This is a genomic window from Streptomyces katrae (assembly GCF_000717655.1).
Lineage (GTDB): Bacteria > Actinomycetota > Actinomycetes > Streptomycetales > Streptomycetaceae > Streptomyces > Streptomyces katrae_B.
This window is the reverse complement of the sequence record NZ_JNZY01000010.1, coordinates 315,984-340,541: the sequence shown is the minus strand read 5'-3', so window position 1 is coordinate 340,541 and position 24,558 is coordinate 315,984. Positions and strand designations below refer to the sequence as shown.

Annotated in this window: 29 protein-coding genes and 1 pseudogene; 16 read left to right on the top strand and 14 right to left on the bottom strand. The window is 72.5% G+C overall.

The features are described 5' to 3' along the window. Nucleotides 1-188: 188 nt before the first annotated feature. The gene (locus IF09_RS0115265; RefSeq protein WP_030295895.1) at nucleotides 189-1,511 is read right to left on the bottom strand and encodes a hypothetical protein; all 1,323 of its coding nucleotides are present in this window, start codon (nucleotides 1,509-1,511) and stop codon (nucleotides 189-191) included. A gap of 324 nt (nucleotides 1,512-1,835) precedes the next feature. Next, the gene (locus IF09_RS40255; RefSeq protein ID WP_078613261.1) at nucleotides 1,836-2,393 is read right to left on the bottom strand and encodes a L,D-transpeptidase family protein; all 558 of its coding nucleotides are present in this window, start codon (nucleotides 2,391-2,393) and stop codon (nucleotides 1,836-1,838) included. Nucleotides 2,394-2,437: 44 nt separating this feature from the next. Here IF09_RS40255 and IF09_RS47940 point away from each other — a divergent pair, with 44 nt between their 5' ends. Continuing rightward, nucleotides 2,438-3,070, top strand: coding sequence for a DUF2690 domain-containing protein (locus IF09_RS47940; RefSeq protein WP_078613260.1), 633 nt, complete (start codon nucleotides 2,438-2,440; stop codon nucleotides 3,068-3,070). A gap of 263 nt (nucleotides 3,071-3,333) precedes the next feature. Here the strand turns inward: IF09_RS47940 and IF09_RS0115250 are convergent, their stop codons facing one another. Together IF09_RS0115250 and IF09_RS0115245 are read right to left on the bottom strand one after the other, a co-directional pair. After that, nucleotides 3,334-4,632 carry a DUF4241 domain-containing protein gene (locus IF09_RS0115250; protein ID WP_030295891.1) on the bottom strand — a complete coding sequence of 433 codons (1,299 nt, stop codon included), beginning with the start codon at nucleotides 4,630-4,632 and terminating at the stop codon, nucleotides 3,334-3,336. Between the two features lie 177 nt (nucleotides 4,633-4,809). Next, entirely contained in the window at nucleotides 4,810-5,136 is a 327-nt protein-coding gene (locus tag IF09_RS0115245; protein WP_030295888.1) for a GYD domain-containing protein, read from the bottom strand. A 465-nt stretch (nucleotides 5,137-5,601) separates the two neighbouring features. Here IF09_RS0115245 and IF09_RS0115240 point away from each other — a divergent pair, with 465 nt between their 5' ends. The 5 genes from IF09_RS0115240 (at nucleotide 5,602) to IF09_RS0115220 (ending at nucleotide 8,898) form a co-directional block, all read left to right on the top strand. Beyond that, entirely contained in the window at nucleotides 5,602-5,934 is a 333-nt protein-coding gene (locus IF09_RS0115240; RefSeq protein WP_037634874.1) for a MazG-like family protein, read from the top strand. A 2-nt stretch (nucleotides 5,935-5,936) separates the two neighbouring features. Then, nucleotides 5,937-6,428, top strand: coding sequence for an NUDIX hydrolase (locus IF09_RS0115235; protein WP_037634871.1), 492 nt, complete (start codon nucleotides 5,937-5,939; stop codon nucleotides 6,426-6,428). A gap of 626 nt (nucleotides 6,429-7,054) precedes the next feature. After that, a complete protein-coding gene (locus tag IF09_RS0115230; RefSeq protein ID WP_030295882.1) occupies nucleotides 7,055-7,723 on the top strand; it encodes a GNAT family N-acetyltransferase in 669 nt (222 codons plus the stop codon). Between the two features lie 273 nt (nucleotides 7,724-7,996). After that, entirely contained in the window at nucleotides 7,997-8,530 is a 534-nt protein-coding gene (locus IF09_RS0115225) for a hypothetical protein (protein ID WP_030295881.1), read from the top strand. Next, nucleotides 8,527-8,898 (top strand): peptidase inhibitor family I36 protein, encoded by a 372-nt coding sequence (locus IF09_RS0115220; RefSeq protein WP_030295879.1) that lies wholly within the window; start codon nucleotides 8,527-8,529, stop codon nucleotides 8,896-8,898. The genes IF09_RS0115225 and IF09_RS0115220 overlap by 4 nt, the downstream gene beginning before the upstream one ends. Before the next feature lie 158 nt (nucleotides 8,899-9,056). On the opposite strand, the gene IF09_RS45630 is transcribed toward IF09_RS0115220, so the two are convergent. Then, a complete protein-coding gene (locus IF09_RS45630; RefSeq protein WP_267882154.1) occupies nucleotides 9,057-9,428 on the bottom strand; it encodes an RICIN domain-containing protein in 372 nt (123 codons plus the stop codon). Nucleotides 9,429-9,451: 23 nt separating this feature from the next. Between IF09_RS45630 and IF09_RS45625 the strand changes: the two genes are divergently transcribed. Beyond that, nucleotides 9,452-9,718: a hypothetical protein gene (locus IF09_RS45625; RefSeq protein WP_030295875.1), complete on the top strand. Its 267-nt coding sequence runs from the start codon at nucleotides 9,452-9,454 to the stop codon at nucleotides 9,716-9,718. Between the two features lie 130 nt (nucleotides 9,719-9,848). Next, nucleotides 9,849-11,540: a serine/threonine-protein kinase gene (locus IF09_RS0115205; protein ID WP_030295873.1), complete on the top strand. Its 1,692-nt coding sequence runs from the start codon at nucleotides 9,849-9,851 to the stop codon at nucleotides 11,538-11,540. A 51-nt stretch (nucleotides 11,541-11,591) separates the two neighbouring features. On the opposite strand, the pseudogene IF09_RS46985 reads toward IF09_RS0115205, so the two are convergent. Beyond that, nucleotides 11,592-11,851 (bottom strand): annotated as a pseudogene (locus tag IF09_RS46985) (DNA-binding transcriptional regulator); the annotation flags it as partial. A gap of 198 nt (nucleotides 11,852-12,049) precedes the next feature. Between IF09_RS46985 and IF09_RS40250 the strand changes: the two are divergent. The 3 genes from IF09_RS40250 to IF09_RS0115190 all read left to right on the top strand — a co-directional run bounded on the left by IF09_RS40250 (nucleotide 12,050) and on the right by IF09_RS0115190 (nucleotide 13,228). Continuing rightward, nucleotides 12,050-12,289 (top strand): hypothetical protein, encoded by a 240-nt coding sequence (locus tag IF09_RS40250; RefSeq protein WP_037634868.1) that lies wholly within the window; start codon nucleotides 12,050-12,052, stop codon nucleotides 12,287-12,289. Nucleotides 12,290-12,384: 95 nt separating this feature from the next. Next, entirely contained in the window at nucleotides 12,385-12,552 is a 168-nt protein-coding gene (locus tag IF09_RS46980) for a hypothetical protein (RefSeq protein WP_234320999.1), read from the top strand. Between the two features lie 226 nt (nucleotides 12,553-12,778). Continuing rightward, nucleotides 12,779-13,228: a hypothetical protein gene (locus IF09_RS0115190; RefSeq protein ID WP_030295869.1), complete on the top strand. Its 450-nt coding sequence runs from the start codon at nucleotides 12,779-12,781 to the stop codon at nucleotides 13,226-13,228. A 449-nt stretch (nucleotides 13,229-13,677) separates the two neighbouring features. Here the strand turns inward: IF09_RS0115190 and IF09_RS0115185 are convergent, their stop codons facing one another. After that, a complete protein-coding gene (locus IF09_RS0115185; RefSeq protein ID WP_051832470.1) occupies nucleotides 13,678-14,304 on the bottom strand; it encodes a hypothetical protein in 627 nt (208 codons plus the stop codon). 319 nt (nucleotides 14,305-14,623) lie between these two features. On the opposite strand from IF09_RS0115185, the gene IF09_RS0115180 reads away from it, so the two are divergent. The 3 genes from IF09_RS0115180 to IF09_RS45620 all read left to right on the top strand — a co-directional run bounded on the left by IF09_RS0115180 (nucleotide 14,624) and on the right by IF09_RS45620 (nucleotide 16,089). Then, on the top strand, nucleotides 14,624-15,043 hold the full coding sequence (locus IF09_RS0115180; RefSeq protein ID WP_030295866.1) for a DUF7144 family membrane protein: 420 nt from the start codon (nucleotides 14,624-14,626) through the stop codon (nucleotides 15,041-15,043). A gap of 104 nt (nucleotides 15,044-15,147) precedes the next feature. Further along, entirely contained in the window at nucleotides 15,148-15,801 is a 654-nt protein-coding gene (locus IF09_RS0115175) for a hypothetical protein (protein ID WP_030295864.1), read from the top strand. 90 nt (nucleotides 15,802-15,891) lie between these two features. After that, nucleotides 15,892-16,089: a hypothetical protein gene (locus IF09_RS45620; protein ID WP_158709975.1), complete on the top strand. Its 198-nt coding sequence runs from the start codon at nucleotides 15,892-15,894 to the stop codon at nucleotides 16,087-16,089. Between the two features lie 7 nt (nucleotides 16,090-16,096). Here the strand turns inward: IF09_RS45620 and IF09_RS47935 are convergent, their stop codons facing one another. From IF09_RS47935 to IF09_RS0115145, 5 genes are all read right to left on the bottom strand, one after another. Then, nucleotides 16,097-16,228 (bottom strand): hypothetical protein, encoded by a 132-nt coding sequence (locus IF09_RS47935; protein ID WP_267882150.1) that lies wholly within the window; start codon nucleotides 16,226-16,228, stop codon nucleotides 16,097-16,099. Nucleotides 16,229-16,482: 254 nt separating this feature from the next. Next, nucleotides 16,483-18,498: a prolyl oligopeptidase family serine peptidase gene (locus tag IF09_RS0115160; RefSeq protein ID WP_030295862.1), complete on the bottom strand. Its 2,016-nt coding sequence runs from the start codon at nucleotides 18,496-18,498 to the stop codon at nucleotides 16,483-16,485. A 67-nt stretch (nucleotides 18,499-18,565) separates the two neighbouring features. Next, on the bottom strand, nucleotides 18,566-20,200 hold the full coding sequence (locus IF09_RS0115155) for a glutamate synthase subunit beta (protein ID WP_030295860.1): 1,635 nt from the start codon (nucleotides 20,198-20,200) through the stop codon (nucleotides 18,566-18,568). Between the two features lie 44 nt (nucleotides 20,201-20,244). Then, nucleotides 20,245-20,439, bottom strand: a complete 195-nt coding sequence (locus IF09_RS46350) for an alpha/beta fold hydrolase (protein ID WP_030295859.1) — start codon at nucleotides 20,437-20,439, stop codon at nucleotides 20,245-20,247. A gap of 187 nt (nucleotides 20,440-20,626) precedes the next feature. Continuing rightward, nucleotides 20,627-21,103 carry a MarR family winged helix-turn-helix transcriptional regulator gene (locus IF09_RS0115145; protein WP_030295857.1) on the bottom strand — a complete coding sequence of 159 codons (477 nt, stop codon included), beginning with the start codon at nucleotides 21,101-21,103 and terminating at the stop codon, nucleotides 20,627-20,629. Between the two features lie 60 nt (nucleotides 21,104-21,163). Here IF09_RS0115145 and IF09_RS0115140 point away from each other — a divergent pair, with 60 nt between their 5' ends. Further along, a complete protein-coding gene (locus tag IF09_RS0115140) occupies nucleotides 21,164-22,102 on the top strand; it encodes an alpha/beta fold hydrolase (protein WP_234320998.1) in 939 nt (312 codons plus the stop codon). Here the strand turns inward: IF09_RS0115140 and IF09_RS0115135 are convergent. Both IF09_RS0115135 and IF09_RS0115130 read right to left on the bottom strand, forming a co-directional pair. After that, on the bottom strand, nucleotides 22,050-22,337 hold the full coding sequence (locus IF09_RS0115135) for a DUF6225 family protein (protein WP_030295853.1): 288 nt from the start codon (nucleotides 22,335-22,337) through the stop codon (nucleotides 22,050-22,052). The genes IF09_RS0115140 and IF09_RS0115135 overlap by 53 nt on opposite strands. Before the next feature lie 73 nt (nucleotides 22,338-22,410). Further along, complete coding sequence (locus IF09_RS0115130; protein WP_030295851.1) at nucleotides 22,411-23,013, bottom strand: TetR/AcrR family transcriptional regulator; 603 nt, start codon at nucleotides 23,011-23,013, stop codon at nucleotides 22,411-22,413. Nucleotides 23,014-23,138: 125 nt separating this feature from the next. Here IF09_RS0115130 and IF09_RS0115125 point away from each other — a divergent pair, with 125 nt between their 5' ends. Then, nucleotides 23,139-24,554 carry an amidase gene (locus IF09_RS0115125; protein WP_030295849.1) on the top strand — a complete coding sequence of 472 codons (1,416 nt, stop codon included), beginning with the start codon at nucleotides 23,139-23,141 and terminating at the stop codon, nucleotides 24,552-24,554. The last annotated feature ends 4 nt before the right edge of the window (nucleotides 24,555-24,558 follow it).

Below are 24,558 nucleotides of genomic sequence, written 5' to 3'. Positions count from 1 at the left end.
CGGACCACTCCTGCGTCCCCAGCCCCGGGCACCGGGCCCCACCGCTCCTCGAGGACACGCAGGGTCGCTGACAGACCGACAGGGGTCCGCTCGCGACCCTGCGCCGTCCAGGCCCGGCAACATCCGCCCGAGCAGACCGGCGTCAGCGCATCCCGCGCAGGTGAGCGGACCGCGCAGCCGGCCGGGGCTCAGAGCCGGTGCACCCTCGCCGAAGCCTCGGCCCAGTGCCAGTTCACGGGGGTGAACCGCTTCTTCAGCGCGGTGCGCTGGGTCCCGTACGTCCGCAGGGCATCCTCCAAGGCCGCCGGCAGATCGCCCAGGTCCTCCGGTACCGGCACTCGCAGGAGCAGGTTCTGCTTGCGGTGCACGAGAAGCAGCTCGCCGGCGGGGGCGCACCCCATGAGGGCGAAGTGGGTCAGGGCCTTGAACGGTTCGTCCTCGGTGGACGTCCTGGCCCGCATCTGTCCGTCGGAGGTCCATCCGTAGAGGCCGTACCGGTTCAGGTGGAAGGCGCGGCCCCGGTGCGGGTCGCCGGCGACGGTGAAACAGAAGCCGGTGAAGGGGCTGTCCTTGTAGAGGTCCAGGCCCTCCAGGCGGCCTGTCAGCCGGCCCTGGTCGTCCAGCAGGGCGAAGGTGAACTCCCCGCCCCTGTTCCCGGATCGGTAGATGCGGCTGAAGACCGGCACGACGAAGAGTTCGTCGCCGAGCGGCGCGGGCCGGCCCAGCCAGCAGTCGCGGTACTCGTAGGGCCGCCTTGTGCAGGACGAGACGAGCTCGGTCAGTGACGGTGACGGCCGGTTCGCGCCGCCGACCGGCGCGCCCTGGTAGCGGACGTAGGGACGCAGGTCGGCATCGGTCTGGCGGTCGGTCCGGTCGTCGAGCGAGGCGATGGCGTTCAACGGCGGCTTCGCCCCGGGAGCGAGGGCGCTGCCGGGCTCCGAGACGGCGACGATGTTGGCATGCGCGCCCGCCCAGTTGCTCAGCCCGTACTCGGAGGTCACGGCCAGCAGCCTGCCCGACGGGGTGACGGAGAGGGAGACCGCATACGGGTCCCCCGGCCCGGCCTCCTCGACGGACCAGCCGAAGGGCATCCGCCAGGACTCCGTGACCCGGCTCAGATCAGCAGAGAGGAGGAAGGTGCTGCCCGGCTTCTCACTCAGGGCGACCTGCCCGTCGGGCAGCACCGCGAGCGTCATGTCCCCCGCCTCGGGTATCGCCGAAGGGGAGCCGTCCGGGTGCGGCTGTGCGAACAGGGCCGTGTCCACGGGAGTCCCGTCCGGCGCGTGCCGGGTGACCATCCCGTACGTGAAGTTCCGCTCGGCCGGGTCCTGCGGAGGCTGCGCCGGAGTCCGGTAACGGCGCGCCCCGCCCAGTACATACGTATCGCCGGACGCGGCCGTCGCAACATCGAACACCGCGAAGCGCCAGCCGTCGGAGGGCTTGGAGGCCAGATCGACCCGGTGCGCCTCCACCAGCGAAGCGGGCAGGGTCATGGGGAACGTGTGAACCATGATCAGAATTGTCCGACGCCCCACTGACAGCCCCGGCATGGCACCGTGGTCCGGGACGGCGCGGAACGGCCCGAGGCGGCCCGCCGGGTCGATTCGCCCCGCGAGGACTACGTGACCGGAGCTGGCGAGCGCGCTGCTGCTGCCGGTCCTCGACGATGTGACGCCGGCGCGGCACCCAGTCTCCTCGGTGCGCGGCTTCGACCTGGGCGGGCTCGTCGACCGGACGCCGCCGGAGCGGTTCCGCTCCACGATGGCGCCGCAACTCGCCGGGCCGGCACCCGAGTTGATCCCCGACTCCGTCGCGAGCCCTCTCGCCTCCGGGTGTCAGTTCACCTGCAAGGTCAGGTCCTTCGGCCAGTGGGCAGCCGCCAAGCGGGAAAACAGGTCCTTGATGTCGGCGGGCGTCAGCTTGATGCAGCCAAGGGACTTGTAGTCGCCGTCGCCGTCCCATCGGGTCGGCTCGGTGGAGCCGCGTCCGCCGTTCTTGGTCATCTCGCTGTGGATGAACAGATCACCGCGCTTCACCGCCGTCTTCCCCTCCTTGGGGCGGCACTTCTTGTCGGAGAGCTGAATGGCATAGCCCTTGATCGCGCTGTTTCGATTGGTCTGGTGCCCCTTCACCTGGTAGGTCCCGCTGGGCAGCCATCCCCTGTTGCTCCGGCATTCGTCCGTGACTCCCACGCCGGACCCGGCCCGGTAGGTCTTGACCGGCATGCCGTCCCGGACGAGCGCGAGCGTCGAACGGTCCGGGTGCTCCCAGTTCTTGGTGAACTTCAGCTGGTATCCGCGAGGGCCGTGCTTGGCGCCGGTGGACGCGTGCGAGCCGGGGTGGCCCGAGTTGCCCGTGGAGTCCGTGTCCATCGGCCGGCTCTGGCGCGCCATGGTCGCCGTGCCTGCGCCGTGAGCGGCGGCGGCGCCGGGAGCACATGCCAAGCCGGCATGCCGACAAGGCCCTGGCCCTCCACCGCTGCGTGCTGCAGGAGAGGGCAGGCGTCCCGAGACGGACGTCGGCGCCGGTGAGCGTGACGCGGGAACCTGACCCGACCCCTCCCTCTGCACAGTCGCCGGCCAGAGCGGGTTGGCTGGTTACCCTCATGGCTGGGGGAGCGGTGGCAGTGCTGGCGGCCGCGGCTTGGGCTGGTGTGCAGTACCGGGGCCCGGCGACACAGGATGCACGACCGCCCACGCCCTCAGGGTCCGTGGTCTCGCCGGCCCCCACCGCCACCTGCGAGGGCGCCTCGTGCGCATCGCTGGAGCCGGCAACCGCCATGTGCTCGAAAGACGCGATCACCGCGTACACCGGCCACGACTACGGTGCCCGTGTCGAACTGCGGTACAGCGCCCACTGCCATGCCGTCTGGGCCAAGATGAGCGGCACTGCTGCGGGAGACCGGGTCATGGTCCACCCGAAACAGGGGAACGCCGAGGAATACCGCCAGCGGTACGGGAACGACGCGCACACCCGCATGATCCCCGCAACCACCCCCGACGACGCCCGGGCCTGCGCGCTCATCGACGGCCGCGGCACCGTGTGCGCCACCCATCCCGCGCCACGATGACCGCCTGAAGGAGCACGCTCCACCGTCGCCTCGTTCCCGCCGCAGGGCGGCCCGTTCGCGACCTCGGCCCACGCCGCCTCCACCGGGTGCGTGCCCGGCGGCACGGCCACCGCGGTGCTCGGCTCCTCGTCCCGGCTCTGCGGGCAGGCCACCGCCGGCACCCCGCTCGGCACGCGCACGCTGCCGCAGGGGACCGGGTCGAGGACGTCATCCCGGAGGTGTGGGTGCCGGGCCGGAAGGCCCGGTCGGTCACTTACGTCGTCTCAGGCATCGGCAGTGGTTTCGTCCCGCTCCGGGAGCAGCTCGGGCATCCCCTCCACCAGCACCACGACGCCGACCACCTCGCCGGCCTCGCAGCGGCCGACCCACACGGGGTAGGTGCCGTCCCCGGTCGTCGCGAAGGCCATGAGCTCGCCGCCGGAAGCCTCGTCCCAGGTGCGCTGCATGAACATGGAGCCGTCGTCGATGTCCTCGTACCCCTCCAGGTCCGGCTCCCCCTGGATCAGCCCCCGCTCGAAGAGCGCGATGAGCGGCTCCCAGGCCCCGGCGTCGGCGAAGCAGCCGGTGGCGCCGTCGGTGTCGAAGCCGGCTATCTGCTCCTCGATGAACAGCCGGGGATCGTCGTCGGGACCGAGGGCCATCTCCCAGGTCGCGGCAGGGGTCTCGCCGACGAGGAGGCGGACGGCCGTGGGGGCCGTGGTCTCGACCTCGGCGTCCCGCCATTCGCAGTGGTAGCTGTAGCGGACCCGCGCCTCGTCGAGTACGTACTCCCCGGGCGGGACGGGGACCGTGATGCGCGGCCCGTCGCCGTCGTCGGCGTCCGGGCCTGAGACGGCCAGCAGCCCGCCGGGCACGCGCAGGGTGCCGACCCGGCGCGGCTCCACGACGGTCATCTCAGGGTGGTACCCGTCGGTCACGCGCACCCCGGGCCGGAACAGCTCGTTGATCGGCCCGGGCTGCGCGGGGCGCGGCGGACGCCAGCAGGTGGCGGGGGCATCTCCGTGCCCGGGTTCTGCGGCCTCGGCGGCCTCGACCGCCTCGAAGGCCGGCGGCTCGGTGAGTCCGTGCACCTGGGCCGAGAGCAGCGGCCATTCCCCGAAGGCGGGGCGGTCCATCCAGCGCTCGTCGTCCCGGAGTCTGGGCGAGGTGGCGTAGGAGCCCCCGCCCTGCCCCTGCCGCGCCTCCGTCCGACGGCCCCTCCCGTCGGGGAAGAGGTCCACGGTGATGCGCGGGCACGCCTTGTCGAACTCCGCCATTTCCGGGCCGGTGTAGTACCAGCCGACGGAGTACCGGCGCAGCAGCCGCGACGGGTCGTCCAGCAGCCGCATGTCCAGGTCGTACGTGCGGCGGCCCTGGGCGTCGTAGACCCACAGCCCGACGTAATGGTCCTGCCAGGCGACCAGCCGGACCTCCAACGGAGCCTCCCGGCCCGGCTCCCGGTACACGACGACGTGCGGAAGCCCGGCGGCATCCCGTTCCCGGGCCTCCCCGGCCGATATCGGCCGCCAGGGCGCGCGGGCCTCCAGGTCCCACGCCTGCGCGTACCCCACCTCGACGACCATTGCCGCTCCCCGTCCCTGCGTCCTGCCTCGGCTGTGTGCTGACCTGCAAGGTAGCCGCCGGCTGTGACAACGGCGCACAACGACCCCACGGTGCCGCGTCAGTTCCGCGCCGGGTCGTGGCGGCCCGCGTGCAGGTCGTCGGAGCGGCGGCTCACGAGGACGCCTCGGCCCGGACCGCTACGCACCCGGCGCCCGGTACTGGACCCGTTCGACTTTGCGCAGGGCATCCATGGTTTCATCGACGGTCAGGAGGACCGTCGTCTCGAACGAGCTGAGCGCGCCGCCTCCGCTGATCGCCAGCGCAACCGCGGCCATGGACACGTTGTCGGGCGCCTCCCACAGGTTGTATCCGTCGTGCGTGCCGAAGGCGTACCAGAAGCCGTGGAGCTTCCCGCCGACGGACTCGATGTACGCCTGAGCGGCCTTTGCGCGGTCCTCGGGTCTGACGATCAGCCTCGCCCAAGTCTCCGGTGTGTAGCTGAACCTCGACAGATAGAGCGGCATCATGTCCCCTTTCGTTCCACCAAGGGATGCCCCGGCAGAGCGGCAGCCGCGCCGGATGCAGCCCGCGTATCCCCCGAACGGGCTGGGGATGACGACTGCACCGCCACAGCCAAGGGGTGAGAGACCCAGGGCCGCACCCGCTGGTTCGGGTCGAGCGCGCCACTCCAGGTCGATTCCGGCCCGGCGCCGGCCGCAGCGCGGAGGGCCGAATGGACCAGGGGGGCTCGCGGCCGCCGGTCGCGTTCTCACCAGTGACCGCGTCACAGGGTCTGACAGCCAGCCGCACGATGCAGCGGCCCCGAGCCCGACCTTCGACAGCGGCGCCTCTGACGGGCAGAGCGATCGCAGCCCGAGCCGCGGCTGGCCACCGGCCGACCGCCGGAAACGGGCGTTCGAGCATCCGGGGCACCGCCGATTCGTTGAGAGGGCTGAGAACGGACAACAGCCGGACGAAGGGGAACCACCGTGGAGAAGAACGCCTGGGACATCACCGGGGAGCTTGCCGTCTTCCTCGACGAGGCCGCCGCCCATGTCCCCGCGGAGCAGCGCCGAGTACTGCAGGTACTCAAGATCGGGGAGGAGTTCGGCGAAGCCGCCCAGGCCGTCATCGGTGCCACCGGCACCAATCCCCGCAAGGGCCGGTCCCACACATGGCAGGACGTGGAAGCGGAGGTGTGCGACGTCCTGGTGACGGCGATGGTCGCGCTGCACCGGCTCGGCGTTGCCGACCCGGCCGCACTGTTCACCGCGCACCTGGAAAAGACCGCCGCCCGGACCCTGGCTGCACGGGAGGCCTGAGCATGTGGATTCCCCGAGAGGAGTGGATCAAGACGCTGCCGCGGACGATCGTGGCCTCCTGCGTCATGATGCTGGACCCTGACGGCCGCGTCCTCCTTCTCCGGTACGGCCCCGGCCAGGCTGCCGCCGGGCAGTGGTGGCTCCCGGGCGGGATGCTCGACCACGGCGAGGACCCATGGGCTGCCGCCCGGCGGGAGATGAGCGAGGAAACCGGGGCCGACCTGGACGACGTACCCCGGCTCATCGGTACGGACCACCGCGCCGATGTCGAGAACACCGGCCCCGTGATCGACTACTTCTTCCACGGCGGCGTCTACACCGGCGACCGGCCCATCCGCCTGAGCTCCGAGCACGACCTCCACGCCTTCAAGCACCTGGACGAACTGCAGGACACCCCGCTCGCCGCTCGTCTCCAGACGCTGACCGCGCTCCATACCGCCGCCCGGTCCGGCACTGCGGTGTACCTCCGCGAGGGGAGCCCGTTATCACCCTGATCCGGATCAGGACCGGGCTGCCCGTCCGCGGCGCTGTCCGCGCCACCGCCAAGCGTCCGGGCCCGTCCCGGCAGGATCCGGTTGGCCGGCTCCGGGGCAACCCTGCCCGGTGGGTGAGGCGGGGGTCGGCCGGTGTCCGCCGCCCGGCGGGAGAGCGGGGGTCGTTCCGCGTGACGCCAACCGCGCAGCGCGGCCGGGCCGGCGGTGACATCGCAGGCCGCACGCGCAGGAACGATCCCCCGTCACCCGCTCGGCCCCGCGGCCGGAGCAGCAGGACGAAGACCTGCGAACCTCCGGGCCGTCACCGACGGAGCGTGAAGCCGCCCTTGACGACCCAGGTGTTGGCCTCTTCGGGCATGCACGTGGTGGCCTTCGCCGGAGCGTGGAAGTCCAGGGCGCCGGCCCCGCCCAGCCGACCTGGCGCGCGCGCCGTTTTCGTCGGAGGGACAGAAGGTGATCCCGGTCTCGGGGTGCCAGGCCGGTCACGGTGACGGCGCCGCCGCCGCTGGCGGTGAGGCAGCCGAGGACCAGGCTCACGAGCAGCACCCCCCTCCTCCACCAGCCATCCCACCATCGATGTAATAATCACTGAAGGAGCTCACCTGTTACCAACGAGGGGGGAAGTCTTGCCTTTCGCTCACACGGCCGAGGCCGTACGGGCATGGGTTCACGGTTGGTCCGCTTCGCGCGGCGCAGCCGAACCCGTACCGGCCGCCTGGGGTTTCACCGTCGACGTGGGCCTGCACGGACACGTCATGCGCCACGTACTGCACTCTGCAGACGAAGCAACCGTCCACGAGATCACCGAGCACGCCACCGCACCCGGCGCCTGGCTGAAGGCCTTCGTTCCACCGGAAACACTCGAACCGTGGCTGGCCCCCGGCTGGCACCTCGCCGGCGGATCCGGCTACCTGATGTCCGCCTCCCTGCCCATCGCGCCCACCCGGGCCCCGGGCCCCGGGCCCGACGGTTACCAGATGAACACCTGGACACGTGACGGCGTCACCCGCGCCCTGGTGCGCACCGCCGACGGCGCATTCGCCGCGCGCGGCCAGGTCGCCGTCACCGGCCACACGGCCGTCGTCGACCAGGTGGAGACCGACCCGGCCCACCAGCGCCGAGGCCTGGGACGCCTGGTGATGCACCGGCTTACGGAGGCTGCCGCAGAACAGGGGGCCAGAGCAGGCGTGCTGGGCGCGACGCCAGAGGGCCGGTCCCTGTACGAGACGACGGGATGGCGCGTACTGGCCCCGCTGACCAGCGCCCTGCGCGGCCCGGACCCAGCCGACGTCTGAGGGAACCGCAAAGACGGCGGTCGGGGTCATCCCGCGTGTGCGGGGCCCGGACTGGACCCTGGCCGGCCCCGCAGGGCACCTCCGGCCGGTGCTGGGTTTCTGCGCTTCCGTGGACGGGGGATACCCGCAGGGGTGAGGCTGCGGCAAAGTGCGTGCCCTGCACAGCGTTCTCCTCGTTCACCGCAGGTGAAGCGCCTGCACGGGTTTCGGGCCGCCCATTCGGACCCGCTGACCGGGTGCAAGGTTGCCCTGTCGAGTAGGCCGGGAACCCTGATGCGCGTTCCTCTCCCACCGCCCCGTTCGGCGGCCGGCCTCCTGCCGCTGTTGGGCTTCCTGTTGACCGGCTGCTCGGCCGCCGCGCCCGTCCCGGCTCCGGACGAGGTGATCAACGCGGCCACCCAGGCACTGACCGACGCCTGTCTCACGCGCCAGGGACTCACCCCGCCCCGCCGCGGCCAGAGTCCGCCGCCCGCCCACGAGCAGCAGATCACCTCCGCCCTGTTCGGCAACGGCCCGACGGAACTCTCCCTCACCCTGCCCACCGGGTACGTCGTACGCGCCCACACCGACGGCTGTCTGGGCGCTGCCCAGCAGCGGCTCTACGGCGATCAGCGCCGCTGGTTCCGCGTGTCGGTCATCGTCAACAACCTCGAAGCCGAGGCCTCCCACACCCAGCGGCCCCTGAGCGAGGTCCGCGACCGGCACCGCGCCGACCTCGCCGACTGGCACCGCATGCGCACCCGCGCCCTCTCCGAGGCCACCACCGTGCTCAACCACCCCTCGTCCCAAGGAGACATGCCCCGATGAAGCGCCTCACCGTTCTGCTCGCCACTGCTGTCCTCTCCACTGCCGCGCTCCTGGCCACCGCCGCCGCCTCGCAGGCAGCCGACTGCCGCCGCGGCTACTTCTGCGTCTGGACGCACGCCAACTTCGACGGCATGAAGATCGAACACTCGGGCGACGACCACTGGTGGGAGGGCAACATGAACAACCAGGACTCCTCGTGGGCGAACCACGGGGTCTCCGGACCGGGGGTCAAGGACCACGTCAAGGTCTACGACGGACGCGAACTCACGAGCGGGGTCACCCTCTGTCTGGCCCCCGGCCAGGAGGTCGGCTACAACGGTGGCGCCAACGACCGGGGCGGCTCACACACCTGGACTTCGGACTGCTGATACCGCTCCCCGCGCAGGACGCGCACGGGCGATACCGGACAGCGTCCACGACCCCGCCCCACTCCACGCGCGACGGCCGGGCCACCCACCAGGCCGGCCCGGCCGCCGGCGTGCGCGTGCCCGCCGGTCGAGCGTACGCAGCATCCTTCGGGCGGCGTTCACATCTGCCAGCCCTGGCCGGTGTGGTTTCCGCAGGGGTTGAGTGCCAGGTCGAGGTTGATGTCCGGGGGTCCGCTCGTGTCCAGGCACAGGCCGCTCGCCGGGTTGGCGAACCGGCCGGCACCGGCGTCGTAGTGCCATTGCTGGCCGCTGTAGTAGCCGCATGGATTGAGCACGGCTGTGACGCCGCTGGCGGGCTTCCCGTTCGTGTCGAGACACAGGCCGCTGGGAGTGTTCGTGAGGTGCAGGCCCGTCTCGTCGTAGCCCCAGATCTGACCGCTGTAGTTCCCACACACACGGAGCACGACGCTGAGTCCGGGTCGTTGCGGACCGTTGGTGTCGATGCACAATCCACTGTGGGTGTTGGTGATCGAGCCCGTGGACGCAGTACGTGATGACGGCGGTGGAGGCGGCGCGGTTCGGCAGGGCTTCGCCGGACGAGTTCGGCGACTGGTACCTGGTGGTGGCGTTGTCGGGGGCCTTCGGCCTGCCCGCTGCAGCGGCGGCCACCGGATACGGCATCGGGCGGCTCGTCGACCGCCTGCTCCTGGGCAGCCGCGTGAACTGGGCGGCCGCAGACGCGGCGTTCGTGCAGTGGATGGGAGCCCTGGAACACCAGGTCCTTGCAGGTGCCCACGCATCGCTCGACGAGCGGAGCTGACTCCTGACGCGACGAAGGTGCGACCTGCGTGCCGAGGACCGGGCCGTGCGCACTCGCACATGGGCGAACCCCTACCCTGGTGCCCGACACATGGCGGGATGCGAACAGTGCGGCGAACGGGAGTTGACAGGTGACGGGGGCGAACGGCGCGGATCTGGCCGGCGAGGTTCTGGGCGGGCGATACCGCGTGACCGCGACGATCGGCCGCGGTGGCATGGGTGTCGTCGCCCGGGCGGTGGACGAGTTGCTGAACCGCGAGGTCGCCGTCAAGGTGCTGCGCGCCTACACCGACGCATCCCCAGCCGAACTGGCCGATCTGCGGGTCCGGATGCAGAGGGAGGCGCAGGCCGCCGCCCGTATCCGTCACAGCGGTGTGGTCACCGTGCACGACGTGGTCGAGGAGCAGGGGCTGCCGGTCATCGTCATGGAGCTGGTCGACGGGCCGTCCCTCGACAATGTGCTGGAGGAGCGCGGCTCACTGGATCCGCGCGAAGCAGCCGCCATCGGCGCCAAGCTGATGGACGCGCTCGACGCGGCCCACCGGGCCGGGGTCCTCCACCGGGACGTCAAGCCCGGCAACGTACTGCTCGAACGCAGCGGCCGGGTCGTGCTCACCGACTTCGGCATCGCCAGCATGGAGACCTCCGGCGACGAGGCCCTGGCCAAGCTGACCCAGAGCGGTCAGATCGTCGGCTCTCTCGACTACCTGCCACCGGAGCGCGCACAGGGCCAGGTACCGGGTGCCGCGTCGGACATCTGGGCGCTCGGCATGACGCTGTACGCGGCCGTGGAGGGCGCTTCGCCCTTCCGCCGTACGTCGGTGTGGTCCACGCTGGCGGCGATCGTCGGCGAACCGCTGCCCGAGCCCCGGCGCGCCGGACCGCTCACGCCGGTGCTGCAGGCGCTGATGGCCAAGGATCCGCTGCAGCGGCCCGACGCCGCGCAGGCGCGCGAGATGCTGGAGGCGGTCGCCGAGGGCAGGGGGGCGGACCTCGGGGTGGCACCGGCGCCCCGGCCCGTCACTCCGCCGGGCTTCGGTCCCGTCGTCGCCGCGCCGTTCTCCCCGCCCGCGCCCCAGCCCGTCGTTCCCTACATGCCGGCCGGCCCGTACGCCGCTGCCCCTCCGCAGGCGGGCGCCGCGCAGCAGGCCATGGGGCCCGGCATACCCGCCGGTCACAACAGTGGTTCCGAGACCCGTGCCACGATGGTCCGCGGGCGCCGCCGCACCCGTACCATCGTCGCGGTGGCGGCCGCCACCGTCCTCACCTGCGGCGGAGTCGCCTACGCTCTGGTGGACATGCGAGGCGTCGAGGGCGGCGGGCCGGACACCGCTCTTCCGGCCGCGAGCACCCCCGCCGGCGGTGACATGCCCGGCGCGGGCGGCAAGTCCATCAGCCCCGGCGGGACGCCGTCCGGCACCCCGTCGAAGAAGAACGGAGGCCGAGAGACCGGTCCCACGTCATCGCCGGGCAACGGAGGCGGCAAGCCGGCCGGAGACCCGTCAGCCTCTCCGAAGGCAACCCCCGGTTCCACGGTGAAGGAGCCCACCCCGGTGTCGACGGCGTGCACCGGCTGGGCCCACTCGAACAGCAGCAACGGCTACGGCCACGCGGCCCAGGAAACCCACCTCTACACCGGTCCGTACGCGGCGTGCTCCTATGTGACCTTGGTCAAGTCCGGCACGAAGGTCTCCTACGACTGCTACGTCACCAATGCCGAGGCCAACAAGTGGATCTACGCCCGTATCGCGGGCACGGGCACCGAAGGCTGGGTGTTCAGCGACAAGTCCACCCTGGACGGCGGCACACTCACCCGCTGTTGAGTCCGCGACCTTTCCCGACGCCCCCCTGAAGCCACTTGGCGGCGTCACCCGGACGGCGTCCAGCAGGTCCTCCCGCCGCGCCGGGTCCACCCGTGCCGGCACGGTGATGTGGTCGCCGCCGAGGAACTGCGCGGAGCGTTCCCGCCAGATCGGTCCATCGACCCGGTTCGGCCGCCGTGCCGTTTCGGGGAGCAAATAGCCCCGGCCCCGTTACGGTGACCAGGCCGATCGGGTCCACCGTGCGCCACTGGGGCGGCTGGCCCGCGGCCGCCGCAGTGGATGGGCAGCTTGTGTCCGGCGAGCACCGCACGAGGTCGAAACCGTGACCGGTGCGTGCCTCGCGCAGGAACAGGTCCGCGCCCGAGGCGTCGCCCCTCGCATGCAGGAGCGCCTCGACCGCCACCGGCGGGCGAAACGCTGCCTTGTTGCGGCGTCAACCAAGCGAACCGCGTCCTTGGCCTGCAGGGCTCCACTCGCGCCGTAAATCGAACACATGCTTGAATTGGTGGATGCAGTGCACCTCCTTCCCAGACGGCCTGGTCTCCCTCCAGGCCGAGTGGCTCCGTACCTACCGGGAGCTGGCCCGGCGGCCCTCGACCGCCGGCGCGACGCCGCTCCCCCGCCGGCTGATCGCGCTCTCGCGCGCCATCGCCGCTCATCCGTACCGGTCGGGCCCGGTCCGTACGGCGGGCGGCCCGGTCGAGCTCCGCCGCGCAGCGAGGGCCAGGGGCTGGGTGAGAGCGGCATGACGAGCGCCTGCCCCGGAAACGACCCGGGACCCGACGCGCCGACCCCGACTTCCCGCGTGGTGGTACACCCCCCGGACCACCGAGGATGGCGCCGGGTGCGGTGCGACGCCCAGAGTCTGGGGACGGCGTACCGGCTCAGCGACATCGCCGTCTTCCTCGCCGCGACGGGGATGGAGAACGCCGAGGACTTCGACGTCACGGACCCCGCTCTGGTCGACTGGCGCGGCGGCGGCCCCGACTGCTGGACACCACCGCCGGCGTAGCGAGCCCCGGCCGGCGGCTGTGGCGACGCCCGGCGACGGAGCTGCCAACGAGGGCGGGGCAACGGGGCTGCTTGCTGCCCGGGAGCCGGGCTCCCAGCGCCGTCGGACAACGCTGGTCAACGGCGGCCTCCTTGTCCCGGACAAGCCCGGACAGCTCACAGCCTGGTGGCAGGTGGGCCCACGCGTCAGCCTGGGCAACCAGCCATCCAGGTGAAGGAGAAAGCGCATGCGCGTTCGACACACCCACGCCGCACGCCGGACCCGGGGCACGCTCGCGGTCCTCGGGTTGCTTCTGGCAGCGGCGACCGCCACGGCGGCGCCGTCCGCGGCGGACGAGACGGCAGGCGCAGACCGCGCCGGGGTGGAACGGATCAGCCTCGGCAACGGAACAACGTTACTGCGCGGCGTGGATTCCCCGGCGGAACTGGCAGCGTCCTACAGGGCCGGGTACTTCTGCGGCTACAGCTCCGAGAAGGGGTTCGGAGCGGAATGGGGGTGCGGGTCCACCGGCATGCCGTGGTACGGCGGCGGCTGGTGGTACAACAACCTGGCCGGCACGAACGACCGGGTTGCGATGTACACCAGCTCGGGCATCTACCGCACGCCCCACTCGCCCTCACAGGACACCACCGCCAACTGGACTCCGGTCACCAGCATGGTGGTGTGCGTGGCCTGAGCCCCTGGACGAGCTCTCTTCCGCCCCGGTTGAGTGACCGGCACGAGCAGGAACCCGGCCCGGGATGGGACGGGCTCCTGCTCGCCGGGGCGGAGCCGCGTGACGGTTCGGCGCGGCCGCCGGATCACTCGTCCCGGGTGAAGGCTCCATACCCCGCCGCACGCGTGAGGTAGTGGCTGACCCGGATGGGCCCCTGGCTCTCGGCTCGGGCTTCGCGCTGGCCTTCGGCCAGCCCGGACACACCGTCCAGCCCTGCCGGAGCAGGACGATCCGAAGCCGACGCAGGGCTTCGCCGGCTTCCTCCGCCACCTCGAGGCCGTCACGGCGGACTGACCCTGACGTGGAGTTCCGGAGCAGGCAACGCTTTACGGAACAGCAGCCAGGGTCCCCGGACATGACCGTGTGTGAGCACGGTCAGCGCCGAGGTCGAAGGATGGGACAGCTTGCAATCAGTCGTGCGGCGATTCGCCGGCAGCCGACCGGCGACCTCCGACGGAAGCGACCAATGCCTCTGCCACGATCACCGCGTCCGCCTCTGCAACATCTGCCGGGTATTCCGGTAGCAGATCGTCCCAGACGGGCATCCATGATCCGTACAGCTGCGTCTGTCCCTCGGGCCGGGCGAAGAACCAGATGTGCAGATGTGCGCCTCCATCTCCGAGGCGGTAGACGTGGGCTCGCGAAATGTGTGGCAGGGCCTGCACGTGGCGGACGATGTGAGTGGACAGGACCCCCAGCTCGGCTGCCAGCTCATCGGGCAGGTCAGCCATGTCATAGTGCTCGCGAGGATGCAGCATGAGCACCAGCGGCACACCAACTCCCGTGATCCGGGTGAGCCGCCAACTGTCGTTGAACCAGATCCCATCGCCTCGGTCACGGCACGCCCCGCAATTCGACGGGTCCTCACCGTGTCGCGGAGGCTCGGGCAGAACCGGAGGGCGCAGCGGCGCAACGCGCAATCCTTCCGGCTCGAACGGGCTGATGTCCCACCCTGTCATGCGCGCGAGCGGGAGCCGACGCTCCCCATCAGCAGCGGCAATCGCGTGGTCGTAGAACTCGTCAGGTCGCAAGGCCATGATCCGAAGATTAGTTCGCCATCGACACCCAGTGAGGACCGGGGTGACCTGACTCGATCCCCGCTACGGCCGGGTCCGTTCTGCGCGCGCCCGGGAACGGTGCGAGCGGACAGCCGTCTCTGCCCGGTGAAGCCGCAGCCACAGGAGGTGCGCCCACCGATGGCCGCACGCGGAATCCGGTCGGCCTGTCCACGGGCTGCTGCCGGTCACCTGGTGCGTCACGGCCCGACGTGCGCCGCGCGCGATGGGTGCGCACGATGGGGTACGGGACCGGTTCGGCATGGAGAGCCCGTCCCGCAACCGAGAGAGAGGCTGCGCGATGAGCAGCACGCCAAGTACCACGCCGAGGAGTACCCACAGCGGTTGGGCAGCGGGCGGCACGATGTTCGCGGGTGTCCTGATGGTCGTCAGCGGCGTCTTCGGCATCCTCGAAGGCATCGTCGCCGTCGCCAACGACGAGGTGTACCAGCGCTTCGGCGACTACACCTTCAGGTTCGACCTCACGGCGTGGGGTTGGATCCATATCATCGTCGGCGTCCTCGTGCTCGGTGCCGGCGCGGCGATCCTCAAGGGGTCGGAGGCCGGCCGGATCGCCGGTATCGTCCTGACCTGCCTCTACGTGATCCTGCACTTCATGTGGCTGCCGTACCAGCCGCTCTGGTCGATCATTGCCATCGGCATCGGCGTGTTCGTCATCTGGGCCCTGTGCACGGACGTCCCGCACAAGACGAAACCCTGACGGTACGGTGCGGCAGCCGAACTCGGCCCCTCCGACACCTCGGTGAACTGCGGCTACGATCTTGCCGGTACGCGTGTGTCACCGGCAAGGGGAGCAGAGACGCCATGACGATTCACCGGCCGGGCCGGCCCGGGGACCTGCCCGCGGCGGAACTGCTGTGGGCGCGGTGGGCGTTCGTCGCCGTACTCGAGGCGACCACCGAGGCGGAGGGCCACGGGATCCACCGCACCGGCCACTGGATCGACGGCGCCCGGCTCCGTCTCGACGACGCCGGCTGCACCTGGTGGACCCTGGCCCGGATGGGCCAGGGTCGTTTCGTGCTCTACGGCGAGGACGAGTCGAGCGACGTCAAATGGCACGAGCCGGCGGTCGACATGCTGGCAAAGGCCCCGGACTGGCTCCCGTACGAGACCCTGCGCGACCTGCTCGAAGGCTGGGAGCTGGGCTGTGTCTACTGGTACGAGAACGGCGCCTGGGCCCGCGCGCCGTACCCCGCGGACCTCAAGGACGACGGCCTCGACTGCGGAATGAGCCGTTTCGTGGAACGCGAGGAGGTCCTCAGGCTGCTGGCCGGCCACGGGCCGGGCGCGGGGGAGCTCCTGGAGGCCGCGGAGAACTACCGGCTGACGCCCGGGGCGCTGGATGCGCTGGTCGCCGAGAGCGGGAACGGCGGCCGGGACGCGGACTGGGACCTGCCCGCCGTGCACCGGGCGCTGCACCTCGCCGGCCTCACGGCCGACGCCGTCCCCGCCCCGTAGGACCGGTCTCGCCGTCACTCCGATGGCCCTGTCCGTGCGGCGTGCGGAACGACCTGCGATCCCGCACCCTTGACGGGAGAGGTGAGAACAGTGACCAGTCCGACTCCGGCCCAGTTCCGGGCCGTCCACGGAGACATGGGGCGGTGGCAGGCCGTCGACTTCGAGATCTACGAGCACCTCGTCGAGAACCAGTACGTCGTCGGCCCGAAGCTCCCGCCGGAGCCCGCCGACCGGCCTGCGGCCCGCCGGGACCCCCGCCCGCCGACCGGGTTCAGGCCCACGGGCTAGCGCGGGCTCAGGGCACGGGGTTCACGGGCAGGCGCGGGGCGGCGAGCCGCCTGACGGCGCGGGCCAGCCCGTACGTACCGAGCGCCGCCCCCGGGACGGCCGTGACGGCGACAAGGGCCCACTCCTGTGCGTAGTGCACGGCCCGGGTGGGCGTCCAGCAGCCGGGAGAGCACGGCGCGGAGCACGGCGTGCACCGCCGTCGGGGCGGTGCCGCCACGGCGACCACGATCAGTGCATGTCGATCGCGTCGGCGAGGGCCCCGCCGTACGGGCCGAAGACCACCAGCGGGACGAGTTCCACCGCGCCCCTCGCGCCTACCGCGCGCGTGTGTGATCCGACCCGCGCCCGGGCAACGGTGTTTCCCGCGCCCGGGCCTCGCAGCGTTGCAGCACGTCACGTCGTTTCCGCTCCCAGGTGCTGCCACAGGAAGGTGTACGCGAGCGCATGGTTGGCCGCGGCCTGCTCGTTGTCGCTGGCTCCGCCGTGGCCCCCGCCGGTGTTCTCGTGGAACAGCACCCGGTGGCCCAGTTCCCGCAGGCGGGCGGCCGTCTTGCGGGCGTGGCCGGGGTGGACGCGGTCGTCGCGGGTGGAGGTCATCAGGAGCAGGGGCGGGTACGGCCGGTCCGCGGACAGGTTGTGGTAGGGGGAGAGGGCTTCGAGGTGGGGCCGGTCGGCTTCGCTGTCGGGATCCCCGTACTCGGCGACCCAGGACGCCCCGGCGAGCAGCCGGTGGTAGCGGAGCATGTCCAGCAGGGGCACCTTGGCGACGACCGCGCCGAACAGCTCCGGGTGGCGGACGAGCATGGCGCCCATGAGCAGGCCGCCGTTGCTGGCTCCGGTGATGCCGAGCCGGTCGGGGGTGGTGATGCCCCGGGCGGTGAGGTCGGCGGCGACGGCGGCGAAGTCCTCGAAGGCCCGGACCCGGTTCGCGCCGAGGGCGGCCCGGTGCCAGGAGGGGCCGTATTCGGAGCCGCCGCGGATGTTGGCGACCGCGTACGTACCGCCGCGGGCGAGCCAGGCGCGGCCCGTGAGCGGGCTGTAGTACGGCGTCTGCTGGTCCCGGAAGCCGCCGTACCCGTAGAGGAGCGCGGGCCCCGGGCGCTCCTGGCCGGCCGGGCCGACGACGAAGTACGGGACCTGCGTGCCGTCGGCGGAGGTCGCGAAGAACTGCCGGACCGACAGACCGCGGGCCTCGAAGCGGGTGGGGGCCTGCTTGAGCGGCTCGGAGTCGGCGCCGATGTGCCCGTACGTGAGGGTGGAGGGCTGCAGGAAGCCGTCGATGTTGAGGAAGTACTCGTCGCTGACGTCCGGGTCGGTGTCGGTGACGGTCGCCGAGGACAGCACCGGCACGTCCGCCAGCGGCCGGCGGCTCCAGCCGTCCGGGCCGGGGGTGAGGACCTCGATGCGGGTCGCGACGTCGGCGAGCGTCTCGAGGATCAGGTGATGGCGGGTCCAGCTGTGCCCGGCCAGTGCGGTGCGTTCGTCCGGTGCGAACAGCACGTGCGCGGTGCGGTCCCCGGCGAGGAACGCGTCGAAGTCGAAGGCGAGGAGCGAGCCGGCCGGGTGCCCGAGCCACGGGGTCTTCGGCGTGACGATCAGCCACTGCCGGTACGCGTACTTCCCGGCGTCGTCCGGCACGTCGATCCTGACGAGCCGGTCGCCGTCGGCGAGGAGGTGGAGCTCGTCGTGGAAGAAGTCGGTGGAGCGGGAGACGAAGTCGCGCTCGTAGCCGGGGGTCGCGTCGTGCCAGCCGGAGGCGGACACGTCGTCGGCCTCGGCCTCGAAGACGAGCTCGGCGTCCGCCGGGGCGGTGCCCCTGCGCCAGCGCCGGACCGTACGGGGATAGCCGGAGGCGGTCAGCGAGCCGGGTCCGAAGTCGGTGCCGAGGAAGACGGTGTCCTCGTCGATCCACCCGATCCGGGTCTTCGCCTCCGCGACCTCGAAGCCGCCGTCGACGAAGGCCCGGTCCTCGAGGTCGAACTCGCGGACCACGACAGCATCCGAGCCGTCCCGGGACAGCTGGACCAGCGCCCGCCGGTAGTCGGGGTACCGCACCCGGGCGCCGGCCCACACCCACTCCTCGCCCTCCTGCGCGGCGAGGGCGTCGATGTCGAGGAGCACCTCCCAGGCCGGGTCGTCCTTGCGGTACTGCTCCAGCGTCGTACGCCGCCACACGCCCTTCGGGCGGTCCGCGTCCTGCCAGAAGTTGTAGAGGTGCGCGGCGCGGCGGACGGTGTACGGGATGCGGTCGGCGTCGTCGAGGGCCTCGCGCAGCTCGGCGCGCAGCGGCTCGAAGCGCGGGTCGCCGGTGAGCGCGGCGGCGGTCTCGGCGTTCCGCTCCCCCACCCAGGCCAGCGCGGCCTCGCCCTCGACGTCTTCCAGCCACAAGAAACGATCTTCAGCAGTCACCCCATGATTGTGCAGCCCCGCGGGGCCGGCCGGAGCCGCGGCAGGGGCAGCGGGGTGGCCGGGCCGGTCATGCCGACAGGGGCCGGTCGTGGGCGCCGACGGGGGCGGGCAGGGCGGTCGAGCCGGTGAGGTAGCGGTCCACGGCGGCGGCTGCCGCCCGGCCCTCCGCGATGGCCCACACCACCAGGGACTGGCCGCGCCCGGCGTCGCCCGCCACGAAGACCCCGTCGGGGCGGCCGCGGGAGGGCCGCTCCGCGGGCTTGCCCCACGCGGGCGGCACGCCCGGGGCCGGCGCCTCGGCCCAGGCCGGCGTCCTGACGTGCGGGGCCGCTGCGCCCGGCGGGGCTCCGCCCGGCGCGGATCCGCCCGAGGGGGCCGACGCCGGCTCGCCGAGGGCCGCGAAGTCCGCGTCCCGGGCGAAGTTGCCCCGGTCGTCCCGGGTGAGCCCGAGCTGCTCGGCGAGTCCGCAGGCCCGCTCGGGGCCCGAGAAGCCGAGCGCCAGCAGGACCAGCCCGGCCTCCAGCACCCGCTCGGTGCCCGGCATCGGCGTCCTCCCGGCGGGCTCGACGGCGGTCAGGTGCAGGGCCCGTACCCGGCCCTCCGCATCGCCCTCGAAGTGCATGGTCGCGCTGGAGAAGACCCGGGGGTCGGTGCCGTGGCGCCCGCGCGCCTCCTCGTGGGCATGGGAGATCCGGTACACCTGCGGGTGCACCAGCGGCCAGGGCTCGGCGCCGGGCCGCTCCGGGCCGGGCTCGGGGCGGATGTCGAGCTGGACCACCGACAGGGCTCCCTGCCGCAGCGCGGTGCCCAGGCAGTCCGAGCCGGTGTCCCCGCCGCCGACGATCACCACGTGCCTGCCCTCGGCCGTGATCCCGGGCGCCGCCAGGTCGCCCTCGCCGACCCGGTTGGCGCAGATCAGGTAGTCCATGGCCTGGTGGATGCCGTGCAGTCCGCGGCCCGGTGCGGCCAGTTCCCGGCGCTCCGCGGCCCCGACGGCGACGACGACCGCGTCATGGCGCCGTCGTATTTCGGCCGCCGACGTCCGCCCGCCGATGTCGGCGTCCGTACGGAAGACCGTGCCCTCGGCCTGCATCTGTGCGATCCGGCGGTCCAGGTGCGCCTTCTCCATCTTGAACGCGGGGATGCCGTAGCGGAGCAGACCCCCGATGCGGTCGTCCCGTTCGTAGACGACGACGGTGTGCCCGGCCCGGGTCAGCTGCTGGGCGGTGGCGAGCCCGGCCGGACCGGAGCCGATGACGGCGACGGTCTGCCCGCTGAGCCGGCCGGGCGGCGCCGGCGGGGTGTACCCGAGTTCCCAGGCCTGGTCGGCGATGGTCTGCTCGACGTTCTTGATGGTCACCGGGTCGGCGTTGATCGCCAGTACGCAGGCGTCCTCGCAGGGGGCAGGGCAGAGCCGTCCGGTGAACTCGGGGAAGTTGTTGGTGGCGTGCAGCCGCTCGGACGCGGTCCGCCAGTCGCCGTGCGCGGCGTACGCGTTCCACTCGGGGATGAGGTTGCCCAGCGGGCAGCCGCCGTGGCAGAAGGGAACGCCGCAGTCCATGCAGCGGTTCGCCTGCTCGGACACCAGCGGCAGCAGCGTCTGCCCGGCGTGCACCTCGCGCCAGTCGCCGAGCCGCTGGTCGGCGGGGCGCGAGGGGACGGGGTTCCGGGGGGTCCGGAGGAAGCCGTACGGGTCGGTCATGCGCCGCCTCCCTGGTCACAGGCGGATACGGCGGTCAGACCAGGCTACGCCGGGTTCCGGGCCGGCGTGGTGGCGAGGAATGCCGTGGTGGCCGCCAGTAACCGCTCGGGGTCGTCGAGCCGCGGGGCGTGGCCGGATCCGGGCTGGACGACGAGCCGGGCCTGCGGGAGCAGCCCGGCGTACTCGACCGCGGCGGGCTGGGGAAGCGACACGTCGAGCGCGCCCGCGAGGAGGAGCACGGGAGCCTCGAGCCCTGCGGGCGCCGTACGGGTGGCGTCGGGTCGAAGGCGCCTTCGCCGGGGTGGGCGGCCGCGGCCTCGCCCCCGCGGTGTCCTCCGGTACCTGCGACCGGCCGGTGCCCGGAGATTCGAGCATGATCAGCGCCCACGACCCCCGGCAACCGGGTGTTCCCTGCACCGGGCCTCTTCACCCGTCGGCGGGCCCCTGTTCCGCGCCGGCGGGCGCGGCAGCATGCAAGGCGGCGGTCAAGTAGCGCTGGACGACGTCCAGTTCGGCAGGAGTGAAGTCCTCGGCCGCATCGACCAGGCCGCCGATGATCGGGCCGAAGAACGACCAGCCGAGCTCGACCGCCTTCGGCTCCACCGCCAACAGCACCCGGCGCCGGTCGCGGTCGTCGCGACTGCGGCGGACCAGGCCCAGCCGTTCGAGCCGGTCGAGCAGGGCCGTGGTGCCCGCCGAGTTGAGCTTCAGGGCTTCGCCGAGCCGCCCCGGCGTGACGGTCTCACCCGACCGTTCGGCGTCGAGAAGCCGGATCAGGGCCCGCAGGTCGGTCGGGTGAAGGCCGTTGCGCCCGGCGAACTCGCCGCCGCGGAGGTGGAGTTCCACCGTGACGGCGCGCAGGAGATGGACCAGCCGCAGGGCGGGGGTGTCGTCATCGCTCACTCGACTAGTATCTCGCCGAGCGAGATAATCGGTCAACGAGACGACGCCCAGGGGGCCACCGTGTCCGCATCCCGTCAGTTCTTCGCCGCCTATGATGCGCTGCTCGCCCGCTGGCCGGCCGGCACCGCCGAGATCGACGTTCCCACCCCGTACGGAACGACCCGCGTCCACGCGTACGGGCCCGCCGAGGCCGCTCCGCTGCTCCTCCTGCACGGCGGCGGCTCCACCGGCGCCGTCTGGTTCGCCCACGCCGCAGCGCTCGGCGCGCACCACCGGGTGCTCGCCGTCGACATCCTCGGCGACGCCGGCCGCAGCGTGCGCGCGGGCCGCCCGTTGCGCACCACCGCCGACCTGATGGCCTGGCTGGACGCGCTCCTCGACGGCCTCCGCAGCCCCGGCGGCTCCGCCGCCCGGCTCGTCAGCCTGCTGGGCCATTCGTACGGCGCCTGGATCGCCCTGACGTACGCCCTGCACGCGGCGCAGCGGGTCGACCGGCTGGTGCTCCTCGACCCGACCCAGTGCTTCGCCGGCCACCGGCCCGGTTTCCTGCTGCGCTCCCTGCCCGTGCTGGTGCGCCCGACGGCGGCGCGCGCGCTCCGCCATCTCGACCGCGAGACGGCCGGCACGGACCCGGACCCGGGCTGGAAGCGGCTCTTCGCGCTGGCGGCCTCGGATTTCGCGGACCGCAAGCTGGTCGTCGGCCGCCGCCCGGACGCCACGGCGCTGAGCGCCCCGCTGCTGGTGCTCCTCGCCGGCCGCAGCGGCGCGCACGATCCGGAGAAGGTCGCGGCCCGGGCCCTCGAGGCCGTACCGCACGCCCGGATCGAGACGCTCCCGCACCTCACCCACTACGCCCTGCCCACGGCGGCTCCTGCGGAGACGAACCGCCTGATCTCCGCGTTCCTCACGGCCGACCCGAACCGGGCCGGCCGCGCCCTCGGGGAGCTCAGTCCAGGTCGAGGTGGTAGGCCCCGGCCGCGGCGTCGGCGAACAGCGTGAACTGGACCCGGGGGCCCGGCTGGCCCCCGTGGCCGGCCTCGCCGTCGCCCTCCCCGTCGGGGTCCACCTCCACCGGCTCGGCGTCCACGAGGACGTACTCCCCGTAGCCCTCGAAGTCCCCGGGGCCGTCCGCGACACCGATGTGGATCGGCGTCTCGTCGGGCAGCGCGGCGAGCACCTCGCGGAGGCGGCCAGCGGTCCACACCTGCGGATTGTGATCGAACATGTCAGCCATGCGGCGACATTAGAGCGCGATGGGTGTACCACTGCCGCGGCGCGCCGGAGGGTTTCCCGCATCCGGACGACCGTCACCCGGAGTGCGTCCAGAGGCCGGCCAGGTGCGCGTGGAGGACGTCCTGCGCCTCGTGCGGGGTGAGGTGGCCGATGAGGACGTGCGCGGTGAGGCCGTCCGCGAGGGCGAGGAGGGTACGGGCCTCTCGCGGCGGATCGATCGGCACGGCGCGGCCGGCATCTTCCGCCGCTTCCGCGATGAGCTGCGCGAACGACTCCTGGAGGGCCGCGTAGTTCGCCTTCAGCGTCCCGGCGAGCGGTTCGCTGACCGCTGCCTGCGCGACGAAGGCCAGCCAGACCCTGGCCTCGGCCCGGTGCTCCTCCTGGAGCAGTGAGATCTCGGTGACCGCGTGGCCCAGGGCGGTGCCGGCCGACTGCGCCGGGCTCCTGGCGAGCCGGGCCCGTACGCGCTCACCGATGCGCTCGCCGACGTACCCGAGGGCGAAGACGAGCATCTCGTCCTTGGTGCGGAAGCACCGCTGCACGGCGCCCATCGACACCTGCGCCCGCGCGGCGACATCGCGCAGGGTCACGCCTTCGAGTCCGCTCTCGTCGGCGAGGCGGCAGACGGCCTCGGCGATGAGGCGGCGTCGGCCCTCGTGGTCCACCTGCCTGGGCATTGCCCGGTCTCCTCCCACCCGCTGCTTCGTCGTACGGGCGACTTTATACGATGCAGTCGCATCGGTTCCCGGGTTATTGTTCCGATGCAACTGCATCGGAACGTGGAGGGGAGAGGGTTCACACCATGCTGGATCCCTTGTGGAAGATGTCGGCCGCCGCGCAGGCGGAGGCGGTGCGCCGCGCGGACGTGTCGGCCGTGGAGCTGGTCGAAAGCCATCTGGCGCGCATCGCCGAGGTCAACCCGCAGGTGAACGCGGTCACTCAGCTCCTGGCGGAACGCGCACGCGCGGCCGCCGCGCACACCGACCGGCTGCGGGCCGAAGGTGCGGCGCTGGGGCCGCTCGCGGGGGTGCCGTTCACGGTGAAGGAGACCACTGCCGTCGAAGGCGTGCCGACCACCTTCGGTTCGGAGCGCTTCCGCGAACTGGTGGCTCCGGCCGACGCCCCCCCGGTGGCACGGCTGCGCGCGGCGGGCGCCATCCCGATCGGGCACGCCAACGTACCGACCCTGATCCTGGCCGGGATGCACACCCGCAGCGAGCTGTTCGGCGACACGGTCAACCCGTGGGACCGCAGCCGGACCCCGGGCGGCACCAGCGGGGGCGACGCGGTGGCCGTCGCCACGGGCATGGCGGCGCTCGGACTGGGCAACGACTCGGGCGGATCGGTGCGCATCCCGGCCCAGTTCTGCGGCGTGGCGGGGCTGAAGCCGTCCACGGGCCGGTTCCCCGCGGACCACCGCGTGATCGGCCCGGACGACCCCGGCCCGGCGTCGCAGATGCTCGTCACCGACGGGCCGCTGGCACGGTCGGTGGGCGACCTGCGCCTCGCGTACGAGGTGCTGGCCGGGACCGATCCGCGCGACCCGCGGGCCGTACCGGTGCCCCTCTACGGGGAACCGCTGCCCGGGCCGGTGAAGGTCGCCGTGGTGGCGGATCCCGGCGGGCAGGGTGTCCACCCCGCGGTGCGCGCAGCCGTGGAGGCCTCGGCCGGCGCGCTGCGGGACGCCGGGTACGACGTACGCGAGGTGGCGGACGTACCGCGCATGGCCGAGGCGCTCGAGGCGTACGGCCGGATCACCGTGACCGAGTTCGCCCCGAGCTGGCCGGTGGTGCGCACGCTGCTCGGCCCGGGCGGGGACCGGTACATCGCGATGGCCATGGAGCAGACGCCGCCCGCGAACGCGGACGAGCTGGTGAAGCTGATGGGCACTTGGCTGAGCATCCGCCGCTCGTGGGCCGAATTCCTTGACGAGTACCCGCTGTTGCTCGGGCCCGTGTTCACCGAGCCGCCGGTCGAGCCGGGGCTGGAATCACGGGACAGGGCGGGCCGCGACCGGGTGGCGGCGGGCATGCGCCTGTGCAGCGTGACCAGCTTCGTGGGCGTGCCGGCGGTGGCCGTACCGACTGGGGTGGCCGGCGGGCTGCCGTGCGGGGTCCAGATCGTCGGGCGCGCGTTCCGCGAGGACCTGTGCCTGGACGCCGCGCAGGCGGTCGAGGACCGGCTCGGGGTCCTCACACCGGTGGACCCGCGCGGGTGAGGGC

Coding starts and splice junctions, on each gene's coding strand:
- IF09_RS0115180 (WP_030295866.1), top strand. CDS start 14,624: ATGAGCAGCACGCCAAGTACCACGCCGAGGAGTACCCACAGCGGTTGG.
- IF09_RS0115155 (WP_030295860.1), bottom strand. CDS start 20,200: ATGACCGACCCGTACGGCTTCCTCCGGACCCCCCGGAACCCCGTCCCC.
- IF09_RS0115225 (WP_030295881.1), top strand. CDS start 7,997: ATGCGCGTTCCTCTCCCACCGCCCCGTTCGGCGGCCGGCCTCCTGCCG.
- IF09_RS45625 (WP_030295875.1), top strand. CDS start 9,452: ATGACGGCGGTGGAGGCGGCGCGGTTCGGCAGGGCTTCGCCGGACGAG.
- IF09_RS0115130 (WP_030295851.1), bottom strand. CDS start 23,013: ATGCCCAGGCAGGTGGACCACGAGGGCCGACGCCGCCTCATCGCCGAG.
- IF09_RS0115220 (WP_030295879.1), top strand. CDS start 8,527: ATGAAGCGCCTCACCGTTCTGCTCGCCACTGCTGTCCTCTCCACTGCC.
- IF09_RS0115175 (WP_030295864.1), top strand. CDS start 15,148: ATGACGATTCACCGGCCGGGCCGGCCCGGGGACCTGCCCGCGGCGGAA.
- IF09_RS0115135 (WP_030295853.1), bottom strand. CDS start 22,337: ATGGCTGACATGTTCGATCACAATCCGCAGGTGTGGACCGCTGGCCGC.
- IF09_RS40250 (WP_037634868.1), top strand. CDS start 12,050: ATGCAGTGCACCTCCTTCCCAGACGGCCTGGTCTCCCTCCAGGCCGAG.
- IF09_RS0115265 (WP_030295895.1), bottom strand. CDS start 1,511: ATGGTTCACACGTTCCCCATGACCCTGCCCGCTTCGCTGGTGGAGGCG.
- IF09_RS40255 (WP_078613261.1), bottom strand. CDS start 2,393: ATGGCGCGCCAGAGCCGGCCGATGGACACGGACTCCACGGGCAACTCG.
- IF09_RS0115190 (WP_030295869.1), top strand. CDS start 12,779: ATGCGCGTTCGACACACCCACGCCGCACGCCGGACCCGGGGCACGCTC.
- IF09_RS0115235 (WP_037634871.1), top strand. CDS start 5,937: ATGTGGATTCCCCGAGAGGAGTGGATCAAGACGCTGCCGCGGACGATC.
- IF09_RS0115250 (WP_030295891.1), bottom strand. CDS start 4,632: ATGGTCGTCGAGGTGGGGTACGCGCAGGCGTGGGACCTGGAGGCCCGC.
- IF09_RS0115125 (WP_030295849.1), top strand. CDS start 23,139: ATGCTGGATCCCTTGTGGAAGATGTCGGCCGCCGCGCAGGCGGAGGCG.
- IF09_RS47940 (WP_078613260.1), top strand. CDS start 2,438: ATGCCAAGCCGGCATGCCGACAAGGCCCTGGCCCTCCACCGCTGCGTG.
- IF09_RS0115245 (WP_030295888.1), bottom strand. CDS start 5,136: ATGCCGCTCTATCTGTCGAGGTTCAGCTACACACCGGAGACTTGGGCG.
- IF09_RS0115185 (WP_051832470.1), bottom strand. CDS start 14,304: ATGGCCTTGCGACCTGACGAGTTCTACGACCACGCGATTGCCGCTGCT.